The organism is Edaphobacter bradus, from assembly GCF_025685645.1.
In the GTDB taxonomy this organism is placed as follows: domain Bacteria; phylum Acidobacteriota; class Terriglobia; order Terriglobales; family Acidobacteriaceae; genus Edaphobacter; species Edaphobacter bradus.
Window position 1 is genome coordinate 1 of the sequence record NZ_JAGSYF010000006.1, and the last position, 15077, is coordinate 15077.

Consider the following 15077-nt stretch of genomic DNA (forward strand, 5'->3'; position numbering starts at 1 on the left):
GAGATACAGGGTCAGCCCTGAGGTTCTGGGGCTCGTAGGTCCGTGCCTGGCTTCCTGGGAGGCTTGGGATGCCTGCCGAGTTGGTTGATCTACTGCCGTAGGAGTGTTGGCTGAAGTATTTTTGTGGGACTTAGGCGACACCCTGGAGGGATCTGGCTCTCAGTCTGGGCTGCTGGGCTTGGTTATGGGATGGGGTTCTCTCTATAGTCTGGGTTCTTTTGCTCGTAGGTGTTGTAGAAAGACGCTCTTCCTGGCCCGCGCCTCCCTCCTGCCCACCCGTTCAAAAGACGGCTTGGTGAGGCCTTTGGAGAAACCAGGCTAGGGTGACACACTCTCCTCCCTAAGGAGAACAACACCCTGCCCATCCACCCAACCTGGATCAACCCAGCCTCCCAGCGCCGTTGCCACGGCAAACGCCGCTACAGAACCATCACACATGCTGAGATCGCTGCCGAGAAGGCCAGCTACAAGACCGGAGAGCTCATCCTCGCCTATCAGTGCTATGACTGCCTCCGCTTCCATATCGGTCACGCCGATCAGTCCCAGAAGATCGTCCGCCGGATCCCCGAGCCGCCGACCATCCCTCCAGGTACTTGCCCCTGTTGTCGCGGTCCTATCCCAGACGACCGCCTCAAAGCTGCCAGGGACAGCAACACTCCCAACGCCTACTGTTCGGACAAATGCAAAAAGAAGGCTAAACGGAAGAGATATCGAACCCGAAAATACCGAGCCTTGCTAAAACTCTTGTAAGAGTTCTCTTGCGAGAAACGCGTTTTTCAGCACTGATCCGATTCGCAACTAGGAAGCACGCCTTAAGCGAGCGACTTGGGGCGCCTCCAGATCCCTCGGCACTCTTGATTTATCGGAATATCATTCACTCAACTACAAAAGCGTGCGCCCGAGTCACTGCTCCGCATGGTGATCGTATTGCGCTATCGGTCCGATTGAAAGATGCGATGAATCGCAATGGACGGCTTTCGATCTTATCGAGTAACCGAACAGCATTAGGCCGGTCTCGTGCGATCCGACAGACATCTCGTTGTAGTCAGAACGATGAACGGTCTTTTTCGAGTGCTCGCTTATCCAGATAGGAGATTGAACATGTCTAAACCATTGGAGAACAAACTTGCACTCGTCACAGGATCGTCGCGCGGAATCGGAGCTGCCATCGCTATCCGTTTGGCCGCCGAGGGCGCTTCCGTCATTGTCAACTATGCGGCAAGTCCGGCGCGTGCAGAAAAGGTCGTCAAGGAAATCCGCGATGCGGGCGGAAAAGCAGAGGCCGTGGGCGCTGATCTCAGCACCATTGAGGGCACAAACAAGCTGATCGCGTCCATCGACCAGGCTTTTGGTGGCTCCTTCGGTGGGCGTCTCGACATCCTCGTAAACAATGCAGGATCGGTGGTCTTCGGGCCGTTCATGGAGGGTGCGGAAGACTCCTATGACAAGCATTTCAACCTCAACGTTCGGTCTGTCATCGCGTTGTCGAAGGACGCTGCGCGTCGGATGATTCCGCAGAAATGGGGGCGGATTATCAACATCGGTTCCATCCACGGAGAGCACGCACATGTTTCCGGCGTGACGATGTATGTCGCGACCAAGTTTGCGGTCCACGGGTTCACACGCGGACTCTCGCGAGAGTTGGGTGCCACTGGGGTTACGGTTAATGCCGTGCAGCCTGGCTTCATTGACACTGAACTGAGCCCTGCAGACGACGGCTCTGTCGCGGAGGCCATGAAGAAGCTAACCAGTGTTGGTCGGTTCGGCCGAGCCGAGGAGATTGCTTCCGCGGTCGCATTCCTCGCTCAACCCGAGTCAGCGTTCATCAACGGCGAGAACCTGACTGTAGACGGCGGCTGGAACGCATAACCGTTTGGGTAGCTGCATGATAAAATCACGCGGCTACCCTTCGTTGTTCCCGGGTGTAGCAATTTCAAGTGTTGCGAGATGTTTGCTGACTTCATCGTCCCGTTCTGGAACGGGATGCCCATTAGTCCTGGCAAGTCGGCTTCTCGGAAGTGATCCAGCCGCCTCTGAGGCCGAGCAAAAAGAGTTGCGCTTTAGCTGGCGAGAAGACGCACGCGCACTCAATGAGTGCATCGGCGATTTACCACTCGCCGAGAAGGCGCATCCGTTCGCAGAAGGAGATCGCATGCGAGATGGATAGTCAGAGCTATAGCTATGAACTTGATGGACTCGCTATTAACCCAGCGAACCCCCAACCGCTGGGGATATTCAAAATGCGTCCTGCCGCTCGAATAATCGAATTGGGATCATTATGGGAAGTTGCGAATAAGGAGAATTAGGTGAGTCACTTATCGATCATCGGCTTAGAGGCTAGTTCCGTTACTTGACTGCCTGAGTCGAACAGCCATGAGTGACGGTTGAAACGCGCCCGCAATCACTCTGGAAACGGTCAGGCCATTAACGAGAGATATTGATGCACGAAAGCAACGGCCATGCTGCCTTCTCCTACGCTGCTGGAAACGCGCTTGATCGAGTTGTAGCGAACGTCGCCTACACAGAAGAAGCCCGGAAGATTTGTTTCCAGCAGAAATGGAGCACGATCTGCCGCCCAACCTGGCCGGTCGCTCACCTCGCGCCCCGTGCGGACATAGCCGTTTTCGCGTTGGAGTTGAGGCGGCAACCAATGGCTTACTGCATCGGCGCCGATCATGACAAACAGTGCATCTGCAGACCGGCGAATGACAGGCTCCCCTGCTTTTCGGGTTTCGATTGCTTTCAAGTAATCCGTGCCGTCCGCCGAGATCACCTGAGTTTCCGTCTCCACCCGAATGCCCGGCACGAGCGCAATCTGATCGATCAAGTATTGCGACATGGTGCGCTTCAGATCTTCGCCGCGGACCAACATGGTCACTGAACTCGCGTAATCTGCGAAGAACAGGGCAGCCTGGCCGGCAGAGTTGCCGCCGCCGATAATAAAGACGCGCTTTCCTGCCACAGTTGGTGCCTCAGTACGCGCAGCCCCATACAAGACTCCACGTCCGATGAAGCGATCGACGCCGTCCGCCTCGAGTCTGCGCCAATCGACTCCGGTCGCCAGGATCACGGTCTTTGTGTCAACCCTATCGCCACCATCGAGCCCAATCGTATATGCGCCATCGGGTTGCGGAATGATCTCTTGGACCTCTCGGGTAAGAACCACTTCGGCTCCAAACTTAACCGCCTGCCGGAACGCGCGTTGACTGAGGTCATCTCCTGAGATGCCATTGGGGAAGCCGAGGTAATTCTCGATTCGAGAAGATGTGCCAGCCTGACCGCCGGGAGCCTTGCGCTCGACCAACAAGATGCTGAGCCCTTCCGAGGCTCCGTAGACGGCAGCCGCCAGTCCTGCTGGGCCGCCGCCAATAATCACCACGTCATAGCTTTGGCGATGGGGAGCCGTTTGGAATCCGAGCGCTTCAGCTACCTTACGAACCGTAGGAGGATGGCTGACGCAGAGCGAACCATCCACGACGACGGATAGGCCAGAAACCTCGCAAGCCTGGTCAGTCGGAGCCAGTTGTGCGCTTCGATCGCGGTCGACCCACTCATAAGGGATTCTATTCATGCTCAAGAAGCTGCGAATCTCCCGGCAGTCGCCATCAAATTTCGATCCGACTATTTGTACGCGGGTGGAGGGAAGACTCAGCATGTACTTCTGCACGACTTGTACCCGCTCGTTAAGGGTCTGTAATATCACCGCGCTGAACTCGGGCGAGTGTCGAATCAATTCCTGGAGGTGTTGCGGATCGAGCCGTGCCAAATGGCAAGCTGTCTTCGCGCGGACGGAGGCGGGAGCCGCCGTTGCCATGAGAATGGCCAATTCGCCAAAGAAATCGCCCGGCTTGTGCTCTGAGACTTCAGTTCGACGCCCCATCACATCTTTGAGCACTTCCGTGGTTCCGTCCATCACTACAAAAAAAGGGGTTGGCTCCCCTTCGTGAATGAGATACTCACCCGGTTCCAGATGAAGATCGGCAGCCTGCTGCGAGAGCCACATAAGGTTCGCATCGTTCAAGCAGGAAAAGATTGGAAGCTTCTTCAATTCCGAGGATGTCAGCATGACGATCGGTGTCCTCCTTTCTGTGCGGATAGCAAGGGCTCATCAAAAGGCAAGATCGCGTCCTCGTCGGACGATGAGCTCTTGCTCTAAGCTCAAGAGAGATTCTCAGCTAGATCGTGGTTGAATCTAATCTCGCCGCTCTTGTCGGCTGGCTTGGTCCGGACCTCAAATGCAAATGTGGAAAGCTGCTGTTCCGAAAAGCCTACGATACGATCCCTACCGCTCTCGTCGATAACCTGCAAAAAGACATAACCTGCTTCGTCTCGGTAGACGAATTTGCGAACAGTAATCGCTCCAATCGATGTGTAAAGGATGTAGACTGCCTCGTCTGGCTTTTGGACGAGGGATCGAACATCTCGATAAATATCCCAAAAATGTGAGTCCATTGCTCCTCCTCGTTGAGCGGGACCGCCGGCTGTCTCGGCGGACGGGTCCAGTTGGCGTAGCGCGAAGTTGTTTCTTTCACGCCTCGCAGCTATTTACCGGGCTCAGGCGGATAGTTCTTGAAAAGCTTGACCATCGCCTTTTGCAGGTTCCCGTAGTTTTTATAAGGATCTTTCTTGAGGTTGACGGTGTTGCTAGCATCTCCGCGCCAGATCAACTGCTTTCTTGCGGGGTCATACAGGCCCACTATCAGCGTCCCAATGGGAATAGTAGAAGTTTGGCCCTGGACCGAGCTCAGGCCGCCCCCCGAGTATGGACCTCCGCCCCACCAGCCATTGGCTCCCGAGCCCCACAGATTTATGCTCTTTTCCTCACGGATGTGAGCCTGATAGCCCACCAGAATGTCCCCACCCTTATCGACTTTGGTGAGACCCTTCTGTGCGAGCTGTGCATCAATTGCCCGTTTAATATCCTGATCGAGCAACTGATCATCTGGGACATTGCTGGCGCTCATAGGTGGTGGGCCGACCGGCAAATTTGGCAGGCTGGCCGGCATATCTGGCAGGCCGGCCGGGGCGTCGGCCTTTGGCGGACCGCCCGGCCCCCTCTGGACGTCGACCCATTGGTAGGTCCGATAGGATTGAAAGTTCGCGCCTCGGTCATAGTTGTAGTGAACGTCCTGTCCATAGGCATAAGCGACCATGAACAACAAGGCTAGTGGCAATATCAGCCGTTTTGTGATTTTCAAAATATCTCCTTCCATCTATTGCAGGCACGCATTGGGCGAGCAATCTTCATTCAGAACTCTGAAATTTCGCCGTCACGCAGCGAGGCGCCAGCAGTATCCAGTCATTTGCAAATGTGACAATGGGCTGAATCTTCCAGTTCTGAGTTACCTAACACAAAGGGAATTGGGTGCGGTATACGATGCACAGCGGTAACGAGGGATATGAACTCCGGAAATGATTCAAATTCAGTTCTCAGATGCTCCCATTCACGCACAAATAAGGGACTGCGGAATCTCCGCTCAGCGGAACGGAGCATCAACTCCCACATTCGTTTTGGTATGCGGCGTTCGCAAAATAGAAGATAGGTTAATGAAACCAGAGTGCAGAACCGTAACATCGAGATGGTTAAATCGTCCGTCCGCTCAGGAAGCTCCGTGCCATCTGGCACACTCAGCCAGAATGCCGCCGAAGAGTTCTTCAACAGTTCGTCATACTGGGCAGACATTGCCAGGAAGATCTGCGTCTTCACCTGCACACGGTGATTTAGGACCGCGACAACCACACCGAGACCTCCCATCAGAAGCGACAATAATGTTGCGTATTGGATGATGTGGCCAAAGTTCATATCGGTCACGCATGCACCCCCGATATTGCAGGCATCTCTGCCGGTTTCTCTGAAGCCGCCGAAGCCGTGTGCTCCGCTTGTTCCCAACGGATCAGTTTCAGATCCAGCACAACGAAGGAGTAGAGGACGGGAACGAGCCCAAGCGTCACGAAAGTGGCGATCGTCAGTCCCCCAATCTGCGCATAGCAAAGAGGCTCCCAAAGCGGGCCGCCGTGTGCAGCCAACGGAAACAGCGCAATCACTGTGGCCGCAACCGTGATCATCACTGGCCGCAAACGAAGGATGCCGGCATCGATCAGCGCCAACTCCAATTCCTCGCCCTCTTCTCGTCGCTCTTCGATAAATTCAAACAGCACAATGATGTGGCTCACAATTACACCGATGAGACTGATGATCCCAAGGAACGCCATGAATCCAAAGGGCTGGCCCATAATGGCGAGTGAAAAGATGGCACCGACGACGCCGTAAGGAATGGCGGCAAAGACGATGAGGGGTTTGAACGCATGCCTGAATTGTGCGAGGAGCGCCAGGTAGATGGCGCTGATGCAAATGATCAGCACGGTAGTGAGGTCGGCAAAGCCGCTGACCTGCTCTTTTTGCTCGCCGGCGAAGCGAAAGATAAACCCGTCGGGAAGCTGCTTCTGGAATGCCTCCAGATTCGGCAAAGCCGCCGCGATTACCTCCGAAGGCAAATGCCCCTGCGCAGGCCAGCACTGCACGGTAATGGTGCGGTACTGATCGAAGCGCCGGATTTTGGGCGTCACCGGACTCAGGGTAGTCGTCGCCACCTGATCGAGAGGCACCGGAGGTGTGTCTTGCCGCGAGAAGACATATAGACTACGCAGATCGGAGAGCTGGGACCGCTCCTCCATCTGCATGCGTCCAACAATCGGAACCTGCTTGTTGCCATCTCTCAAGACTCCAGCGGTGATGCCATGCAGAGCCGCGCTGACGGAATCGGAAACATCTGCGTTGGTGACGTGCGCCAGGTTTGCCCGGTCCGCATCGACGTGCATGACTTCTCTCGCACTCGGCTCGCCCCAATCGTCTCGAACTCTGGCGGAGATGGGGATGTCGCGAAAGATTTGCTTCAGCTGCTCGGCTTCCGCTCTGAGACGTGGTAGATCTTCGCCGGAAATTCTGACCTGAACCGGAATTCCAACCGGCTTGCCCGTTTCGAGAGTCCTCGTATCAATGATTGCTCCCGGAATTTGCCTGTCCAGTTCCGGCTGCAAAAGGGCAAGCAGAGGTGTCGTATCATGATTGTCTTTCGTTCGCAGAATCACCTGAGCATAATTGGTTTGCCTGTCCTCAGGTGTGGCGCTGCTCCAGAAGCGCGGACCGCCGCCGCCCACAAACGTGGTTATCGATTGCAAGACATCCTTCGGATGTCCGTGCTCTGGATGGCTCCTGCCATACTCTTCCGCTACTCGGCGGGTGATGGATTCCACCTGCTGAGCGGCGGCGCTGGTCGCGCTCGCCGGAGTGTCTTCAGGCAGCCACACATCGATGTAAGAAAAGTATTGAAGATCCTTTGGAAAGAACTGCGGTTTCAGCTTGGAAAAGACGACACCGCCCGATATCAACAGGACAAGCGATGCTGCCAGGCAGACTTTTCTGTGTTCAATGGCCTTCTTCGCGGTTCGGAAATACCAGCCAGTGAACCCACGCTGCCGCCTCTCCTCAATTGGAGTTTCGATCTGGCTTTGCAAGAGAAAAGAGCTGATGAGCGGCACAAAGGTCATCGAGACGAGCAGGGCCGCCAGCAAAGAACAACTAATGACAATAGGCAGACTGTACAGGAATTTCCCCGTATCTCCGGGCAACAGCAGAAATGGAAGATAAGAGACGATATTCGTAAGGGTTGCAAACGCCATCGTCTTGAATAGCTTTGTCGGTCCCAGCCACGCGGCGACGGACCGTGGCTGGCCGGCACCCAGTTCGCGCACAATTGCGTCGCCGGACACCACCGGTACATCGACCAATAGCCCGAGCGCGATGATCAGCGAAGCGATAGAGACCTGTTGCAAGTCGATCCCGAGCGTGTTGATGACCCCAAACGTAATCGCGAGCGTAATCGGCATGGACGCCGCAATCAGAATGGCCGTCCGCCAGCTCCAGAAGCCAATCAAAGCCACAACTACCACCAGCACCAGCGCCTCGATCAAGCTGTGGCTGAAGAGCTCAATGCTGTCATGTACCTGCAGGGGCTGGTCCGAGGTCCTGGCCAGGACCAGATCGGCGGGCAATGTTTTTCTGACGCTCGCCAAATTGGCGTCAACCTGTTTTCCAAAAGATCCGATCTGTTCTCCCTTCTTCATCTGGACCGAGAGCGTAATCGCGCGTGTCGTGATCCATCTGCCGTTTTCGTCGCGGCGCGTGTACCGGTTCAGGAACGAAGGCGGATTCTCGTATCCCCTGTCGATGTCCACAAGATCCCGCAAGTAAAGCGGCGTTCCGTTCGGTGACGTGCCTAGCACTACATTCCGCAGATCGTCGATGCTCTTGAACTCGCCTGTGGTGTTGACGCTGACCGTGCGTCCGCGTGCATTGAGCGTTTGGCCGCTCTCCGGTAGATTCCGGGCCGCGAGGATATTGGAAAGATCCGCCGGCCTTAGCTTGTATTGCGCCAGGCGCTGCTGCGAGAAATTCAGAAATACGTTCTCGTCCAGTACCCCGGAACGTTCTGCCTTCGCCACGATCGACAGCGTTTTGAGGCTTCGCTGAAGGGTATCGGTAAAGTCGTCCAGGTCGCGATAAGTGTACTTGTCACCGGCCACGGCCTGAAGCGCTGCCGTGGTGTTTGCCGGTTCGTCGATGATCGCAGGTTTCCATGCATCGGGATGAAGTTCGTCGGTTTGCAGGTTCTGATTTGCGAACTTTCTCAAGGCCGACTGCAGATCAGAAGTGCTGAGGTTCGTCGCCAGGTCCACCCCTGTGAACCCCGCTCCCGAAAACACTCGCACATCGGAACATAGATGTTCGGTTGCCATGTCTCGGGTCACCCAAGACAACTTGCGCTCGACTTCGTCGCTGTCGATAGACTTCGGAAAAACCACAACAATGGAACGCCGCGGCTGAGTATGCGTATCCAAACCAGTCCGAACCTGCCGCACCTGTGTCTCAACTAGTTTGCTTATCCAGGCGACCTGGACTGGATCGGCCGGCGGACTCGCTACTGTAAGCATCAATGCGGACGTATCCCCGAAGTCCTTGATGTACAGAATGGGCCCCGTTCCCTGGGGGAGATCGTGGATAGCGTCCAGCCTGATCTTGACGTCGTCCAGTTCTTTGTCCCTGTCGTACTTTCCCTTTTCTGCCAGCTCGAATTGAACCATCGCCGAGCCGGTTCTGGAGGCGCTCTTGATCTCCGTCACCCATTGATTCAGAGCAATAGCCTGCTCTATCTTCCTGGTCACCAGTTGCTCGACCTGTTCGGACGACGTTCCCTGCCATGGCACGATAATCATCGCTTGACGTACCGGAATGTCCGGGTCTTTCCGTTGAGGCATCTTCAATAGCCCGTAGACTCCCCAGAGGAGCGCAACTGCGAGCGAGACCCAGGCGATGTGTCGTTGTTCGAGGAAGAAGCGGGCGAGATTCTGTTTCTTGTCCGTGGACTGCTCATTGTGTTCGTGTGCCATTGCTGCGTCTCCTAGTTGACCATCCGGATCAGGCTTCCGTTGCTTAGCTGGTTAGTACGGTTGACGACGATTCGTTCGCCAGGCGTAAGGCCTTCGTCGATGACGACCGACTTGCCGAAGGTTTCACCAATCCTCACACTCTTCAATTGCGCAAACTGTTTGCCATCGCGCTCCGTTACAGTGAAGACCGAATAGTTATTCGAACCGGATTCCGTGGTCATCAAAGCAGTCAGTGGTACTACAGGCACAGTTTGCGTATTCGCTTGCTCTATACGGATGCGTGCGATCATGCCCACCTTGAACAAGCGATCCCGGTTCGGAAGAGTAACCTCGATGTTGAAGACCCGGGACTCACGGTTGGCGGAGGCGGAGATTCCCGTAATTTGCCCTGTGAAGGTCCGCCCCTGCAATGCATCAAGTTGCACGGGCACCGGTGCTCCTAGCTTGAGGTGTGCCAGCATGCTGTCGGGAGCTCCGAAGTTCACCTTCACGACGCGCGTATCGTCGAGCGTGAATGCCCTTGTCCCTGCAGCAACCAGGCTGCCTGGTTCCACACTCTTTTCGACGATGACTCCAGGCATGGGAGCGTTCAAGCTCGTATCGCCAAGATTGATCCGAGCGGAAACAGCCTGCGCCGACGCAGCGCTCAACTGCCCGCGGCGCGCCTCGATCTGACGCACGGCGGCTTCCACACTGGCGGTCGCGGAGGTGTGCTGATCCACCGCCGCATCGTAATCCGGGCGAGTCATTGCTTTGGCGGCATAGAGCGCTTGTGCACGCTCAAAATCAAGATCCGCCTTTGCCTGGTCGGCCTTTGCTCGGTTGAGTTCCGCTTGCGAAACATCAAGCGTACCCTGCACTGAGCGCTGCTGGCCGACCGCGGAGTTGAGCGAGGCTTCATAATCGGAACTGCGGAGTCGGGCCAATGTGGCTCCGGCAGGTATTTCGTCGCCTACCTGCACATCACGCATCCGACCATCGACGCCCTTCACTCGATACAGAGCGGCGATATAACCGGGTTCCTTGAAGGCCAGTTGAACCTCAGTGTCCGGACGAATCTCGCCTGAGTAAGTCCAACTGGGTTGGACCTGCTGTGTAGCCACAATCTCCGCCACAACCGGAACCGGCTCTGGCCCCGCCTTCTGCGTCTTTGCGCAGCCGGCGAGAACCGAAAATGCAGCAAAACTTAGAATTCCAATTGAGATACGCATCATTCTTCTCCTATCGCCTTTTTCAAATCGGCTCGTGCCTTCCAGAAAGCAGTGAGAGCCTGTTGCTGCTGGCTGTCCGCGGATGCCAGATCCGACTGTGCTTGATATAAATCCCGGCTTAATGCCGCTTCGCGCTTCACCTTCTCCTGCAACTCTTTGAGCTTCTGCCGTGCCGTACTTTCGTTTGCATCGCTGAGGGTCAGTTGCCGGCGGGTGTTCTCCAATTGCCGACGCGCATTTCTCACCTCCAGAAGAACGGCGCGTTCAGTAGCGCCGACGCCAACCTTGGCCTGTTCTTCCTTCGCTCGCTTTTCCTCGTATTCCTGGTGCCTGCGTCCCCAGTCCCACGGTTCCCACCGGACCGACACACCCACCGTCCCGACGTTGCTTGGAAAAACATTCTCGAAGTTCGCCGTTGTGTAGTAACTGAACGCCAGACTCACGTCTGGGATATATTCCGCCTTCTTCGCCCGCGCGTCGTAATTGGCTTGCTGCACCTGAAGTTTCGCCTTCTTCAGATCCGGCCGGTTTTGGAGAGCGCGAGCTTCCATGGCTTCGGGTGTGGCGAGATCGGTATCTGCATCGCCGATCGCCGCAACCCGAAACTGCGTGTGTACGTCCCGGCCCATCAGATCGTTCAATCTTTCGCTCGCCGACGCGACCCTGTCGCTCGCATCGCTGATGGCATTCTGTAACTTCAAAAGCTGCGCATCGGCGTTCAGCAAATCCGATTCGAGAATCGTCTCTCTCCCGAGGTTCACGAATGCCAGACGATGCGACTCCCGGTAGTAAGGGAGTGACGCCTGAAGGCTATCCAAAGCGCTCTGTGCCTCGACAACCGCGTAGTACGCACGTCGAACCTGGTCGACCACCTCCAGACGCGTTTTCACCTGGTCCTGGCGCGTACCTTCCAGCCCCAGCTCAAGAGCTTTCAATTGCAAATGGAGCTGGTACTGCGTCGAAAGCGGCTGGGCAACCGAGACATTCACTATGCCTACGGGTTTTCGCGGGATCTCGACTTTCTGGTTCGTCGCCGGGATAGGCCCGGTCGCGCTGTATACCCCAAGCGAGCCCGCCGCGTAAGTAACCGATGGTTTTGTAACCAGTTGCGCGCCGAGCGCAGTGACCTGCGTATTCGCAAAACGTCTTGTCTTATTCGCAGCCAGATCGTCGGCGGCCCGGAGGGTATCGAGTCTGGCGGTCTTCAGACTGCTGTTGTTCGCAACAGCTTGTTCAACCGCCTGTTCGAGAGTCAATTCAGAGAGGTTTGACTGTTGTCCCGCCGCCTTTTCAACCGTGGGCGGGGGGGACAAAGGTGCGGGATTCTGACCTCGCGCCAGCAGCGCCAGCATCCCCAGGGTGAAGGCCAAGCAGGTTGTTCGAGTGCGTCGTTTCATGAGGCAATGGTGCCTCGAACGCGGAAGTGGGGGGAGTAATGCCTCGTAAGCCGTACGTAAGCGCTTCGAAACTTACGGGACTGCTTGCGGCAACGGTCAGTGCGACAAGTTGAGCTTTTTCAGGAGCTTGGCAAACCTGCGGTTAGCGTGCAAAGGATGAAAGAACGGCTCGACCGCCAGCAGATTCACGAAGTTGGTTTTGTGATCGATCGCTTCATCGAGGCGCTGGAGCGCGAGATCGAAATCTCCCATCCCGACTGCAGCGAAACCTTCTGCCAGCGGAGTGACGTATTGCCGTTCCGCGAGTTGATGCAGTCTCTCCATACATTCTTGGGCTCGCGATAAGCTGCCTTCCTGGGCATGTCCTGCCGCAAGCAGACCGATATCCAATGGTGAGGCAGATGGCGAGAGACACTGTATCACTGCGTCGTAACGCCGCTGCTGGAAGTGCAAGAGTCCTTCATACAATCGCGCTTCAGGATAGTCTCGATCCAGTTCGAAAGACTCTCGGAGATGCTCTTCGGCTGATGGATAGTCTCCCTTTACGTAATGAAGATAAGCCATCCGCGCGCAGTCGCTTGCCGAGAGCGGGTCCAGTTCAGTTGAGCGGCAAAGTCCAGACTCTGCCGCGCTGAAGTCTCCCTGGCACAATAAAGCCATGGCACGAAACATGTGAGCCGGCGCGTGACTGGGTTGTTGTTTTATCGCGCGGTCATACATCCTGTCGGCTTCATCCCAACGATGCTCAAACCAGGCACGAAGTCCGCCCAGCACCGCGCAGGTGTCACCGGACTCAGGATCGAGAGCATATCCGCGTTCTGCGTTTGCCTTTACTTCTGGATACACATCACGGCCGGGGACCATCCCGAACTGGGCAAGAAGGCCGCTCGCCGCAGCCATGCCGCTGTAAGCAAGAGCATAGTTCGGATAAGTCTCTGTGAGCCCTCGGAGCTGCTCCAGGGCGGCGTACAGCGTTTCAGGCGACTGCTGGTGAATCAGAAATCGAGCTCGCAGGTACCTTGTATATGCGTCAAGATCTGGAGCTGAGGGCCGCGCAGGCCCTTGTACTTCCGGCATGTGAAGCCTGAGTAGGTCCGCAACAGATTTTGCAATTTCTTCCTGAATCGCAAACACATCCTGGAGCTCGCGGCGAAACGTCTCCGACCAGACGTGATGACCCGATTCGGTCTGAATCGCCTGGGCAGTGATCCGCAGCTGTTCGCCGGCCTTCCTGACGCTTCCTTCGATGACAAGATTCGCGCCGAGACGCTGCCCTACTTCTCGGATATCGATGTTGGCGCCCTTAAAGTGAAATGCCGATGTCCGCGCAATCACATTCAAACCGGACACCCGCGTAAGCGAGTTCGTGATCTCTTCACTGATCCCGTCGCAAAAATAGTCCTGCTCCGGCTCCGGACTCATGTTCACGAACGGCAACACGGCAACGCATATACGGCCGGGCGGCGGTGCTGCGCCAATCTCTTCGCGGTGCTTTGCCGGCTGGGCGTCAAGCCACCGGAAGACCGGGACATAACTGCCCGGCCGCAATCCAATCAGAACCGGATCCGTACCCTGCCCTTCCTCGTAATAGGCCTTCAACTTCGCTCTGAGACGACGAGCCTCGACCCGAACAATCGCGTCGATGTTCGGATCGTACTCCGAGGTGCGGTCGAACACCTCCATTGCAATCGAGAACTCCTTGAGGCTATCGATATCTCCATTGATTGTCCGATTCACGATGTGCGTCAGAAACCGGCATAACCGGACTGACGAAACGAAACCAGGGCTATTCACCACGCGCGCCAACTGGTCGCGAACCGCCGTCGCCGGCACGGCGGCAGAGTTAGCGAGAGATTTTTCCGATGACAACGGCGGCGTTGGCACGTGCTTCTCCCCCATTCATTATGCTCCACGAGACTTCGCAGTGTTACGTCGAGCTTACGGCGGCTTACGGCCAATCGAAGGCCAGAGCGCTTAGCGTGGAATCCGGTAGTCGTTAGTGAATCGATGCAGACATACAAAAGAGCAGGAACAATAATTTTCGTGTCCAACAGGAGCCCGGAAGCCACCGTCGCGCAGGATTTCGAAGCGAAAGGACTAATTGTGCAGTGGGCGCGCAGCATCACAGCGGCGGTTGATTTGCTCAACTCGGCGCGCGAGAAGACCGTGATCGTCACGGAACTCGCCCTGGCTGATGGTAATTGGAGAGATCTCGTCGAACGGGTCAATTGCATCGATATCAATCTCTCAACTTCAATTGTCCTTGTGACTCCTTCGAGTACGGCGGAACTCTGGTGGGACGCGCTCGAATGCGGTATCGATGACATTCTGCCCGCGTCTCTCCTGGCCTCTCGCTTATGTCAACTTCTACAGGAGAATAGTTTCGATGAACGGAACCAATAGTTCGGCAAAGCATTACGACATGGTGGTGATCGGCTCCGGCGCTGCCGGACATCACGGGGCAATTCAGGCCGCCAAACTCGGCAAAAAGGTTGCGCTGGTCGAACGCTTTATAGCTCTTGGAGGGGCCAGTATCAACACCGGCACGATTCCGAGCAAGACACTTCGGGAGGCTGTCCTGCGTTCTACCCGATCGGGGTCCACGGATCGCCGCATCTCGGCCTCAAACCTGGCACTGAGAATCGAGGAAGTCGCGTCGAACGAAGTTCGGGTGTTTGAAAATCAGTTTCGCCGCAACGATATCGATGCGTTGATTGGCAATGCTTCCTTTTCAGGACCCCACACAATTCGGGTTGCGAATCAGGAAGAAGAGTATTTCTGCCACGCGGATCATATATTGATTGCTACTGGCTCGAGGCCCGCTCATAACGACGCGATTCCTGTGGACGACGTCTCCATTATCGATACAGACGCGATTCGCCGGTTACGAACGGAGCACCACGTGTTGACTATCGTCGGGGGTGGCGTGATCGCTATTGAGTAAGTTGCACACGTCAGATGGCAGCCTGGCCGAGTGCAGTTGGACAGCGTTACGGTTCACCCCTTCTCCCGTCGACCTCAA

Annotated in this window: 12 protein-coding genes; 3 read left to right on the forward strand and 9 right to left on the reverse strand. The window is 56.0% G+C overall.

What is annotated here, in order from left to right; all coding sequences use genetic code 11:
- Positions 1-318 precede the first annotated feature (318 nt).
- On the reverse strand, positions 319-531 hold the full coding sequence (locus OHL16_RS18640; RefSeq protein ID WP_263368715.1) for a hypothetical protein: 213 nt from the start codon (positions 529-531) through the stop codon (positions 319-321).
- A gap of 570 nt (positions 532-1101) precedes the next feature.
- On the opposite strand from OHL16_RS18640, the gene OHL16_RS18645 reads away from it, so the two are divergent.
- Entirely contained in the window at positions 1102-1869 is a 768-nt protein-coding gene (locus OHL16_RS18645) for an SDR family NAD(P)-dependent oxidoreductase (RefSeq protein ID WP_263368716.1), read from the forward strand.
- 547 nt (positions 1870-2416) lie between these two features.
- Here OHL16_RS18645 and OHL16_RS18650 read toward each other — a convergent pair.
- The 8 genes from OHL16_RS18650 to OHL16_RS18685 form a co-directional block, all read right to left on the reverse strand.
- On the reverse strand, positions 2417-4066 hold the full coding sequence (locus OHL16_RS18650) for an FAD-dependent oxidoreductase (protein WP_263368717.1): 1650 nt from the start codon (positions 4064-4066) through the stop codon (positions 2417-2419).
- A 92-nt stretch (positions 4067-4158) separates the two neighbouring features.
- Positions 4159-4452, reverse strand: coding sequence for a hypothetical protein (locus OHL16_RS18655; protein WP_263368718.1), 294 nt, complete (start codon positions 4450-4452; stop codon positions 4159-4161).
- 89 nt (positions 4453-4541) lie between these two features.
- Positions 4542-5198, reverse strand: coding sequence for a DUF4136 domain-containing protein (locus tag OHL16_RS18660; RefSeq protein ID WP_263368719.1), 657 nt, complete (start codon positions 5196-5198; stop codon positions 4542-4544).
- 101 nt (positions 5199-5299) lie between these two features.
- On the reverse strand, positions 5300-5803 hold the full coding sequence (locus OHL16_RS18665) for a hypothetical protein (RefSeq protein WP_263368803.1): 504 nt from the start codon (positions 5801-5803) through the stop codon (positions 5300-5302).
- A gap of 5 nt (positions 5804-5808) precedes the next feature.
- Positions 5809-9447: an efflux RND transporter permease subunit gene (locus tag OHL16_RS18670; RefSeq protein WP_263368720.1), complete on the reverse strand. Its 3639-nt coding sequence runs from the start codon at positions 9445-9447 to the stop codon at positions 5809-5811.
- A gap of 11 nt (positions 9448-9458) precedes the next feature.
- Complete coding sequence (locus OHL16_RS18675) at positions 9459-10658, reverse strand: efflux RND transporter periplasmic adaptor subunit (RefSeq protein WP_263368721.1); 1200 nt, start codon at positions 10656-10658, stop codon at positions 9459-9461.
- Positions 10658-12028 carry a TolC family protein gene (locus OHL16_RS18680; protein WP_263368722.1) on the reverse strand — a complete coding sequence of 457 codons (1371 nt, stop codon included), beginning with the start codon at positions 12026-12028 and terminating at the stop codon, positions 10658-10660. The genes OHL16_RS18675 and OHL16_RS18680 overlap by 1 nt, the downstream gene beginning before the upstream one ends.
- A 123-nt stretch (positions 12029-12151) precedes the next feature.
- Positions 12152-13495, reverse strand: a complete 1344-nt coding sequence (locus OHL16_RS18685) for a tetratricopeptide repeat protein (protein WP_263368723.1) — start codon at positions 13493-13495, stop codon at positions 12152-12154.
- 567 nt (positions 13496-14062) lie between these two features.
- Here OHL16_RS18685 and OHL16_RS18690 point away from each other — a divergent pair.
- Positions 14063-14458 (forward strand): hypothetical protein, encoded by a 396-nt coding sequence (locus OHL16_RS18690; protein WP_263368724.1) that lies wholly within the window; start codon positions 14063-14065, stop codon positions 14456-14458.
- Complete coding sequence (locus tag OHL16_RS18695; protein WP_263368725.1) at positions 14442-14999, forward strand: FAD-dependent oxidoreductase; 558 nt, start codon at positions 14442-14444, stop codon at positions 14997-14999. The genes OHL16_RS18690 and OHL16_RS18695 overlap by 17 nt, the downstream gene beginning before the upstream one ends.
- The last annotated feature ends 78 nt before the right edge of the window (positions 15000-15077 follow it).

Coding starts and splice junctions, on each gene's coding strand:
- OHL16_RS18650 (WP_263368717.1), bottom strand. CDS start 4,066: ATGCTGACATCCTCGGAATTGAAGAAGCTTCCAATCTTTTCCTGCTTG.
- OHL16_RS18695 (WP_263368725.1), top strand. CDS start 14,442: ATGAACGGAACCAATAGTTCGGCAAAGCATTACGACATGGTGGTGATC.
- OHL16_RS18690 (WP_263368724.1), top strand. CDS start 14,063: ATGCAGACATACAAAAGAGCAGGAACAATAATTTTCGTGTCCAACAGG.
- OHL16_RS18670 (WP_263368720.1), bottom strand. CDS start 9,447: ATGGCACACGAACACAATGAGCAGTCCACGGACAAGAAACAGAATCTC.
- OHL16_RS18675 (WP_263368721.1), bottom strand. CDS start 10,658: ATGCGTATCTCAATTGGAATTCTAAGTTTTGCTGCATTTTCGGTTCTC.
- OHL16_RS18645 (WP_263368716.1), top strand. CDS start 1,102: ATGTCTAAACCATTGGAGAACAAACTTGCACTCGTCACAGGATCGTCG.
- OHL16_RS18655 (WP_263368718.1), bottom strand. CDS start 4,452: ATGGACTCACATTTTTGGGATATTTATCGAGATGTTCGATCCCTCGTC.
- OHL16_RS18665 (WP_263368803.1), bottom strand. CDS start 5,803: ATGAACTTTGGCCACATCATCCAATACGCAACATTATTGTCGCTTCTG.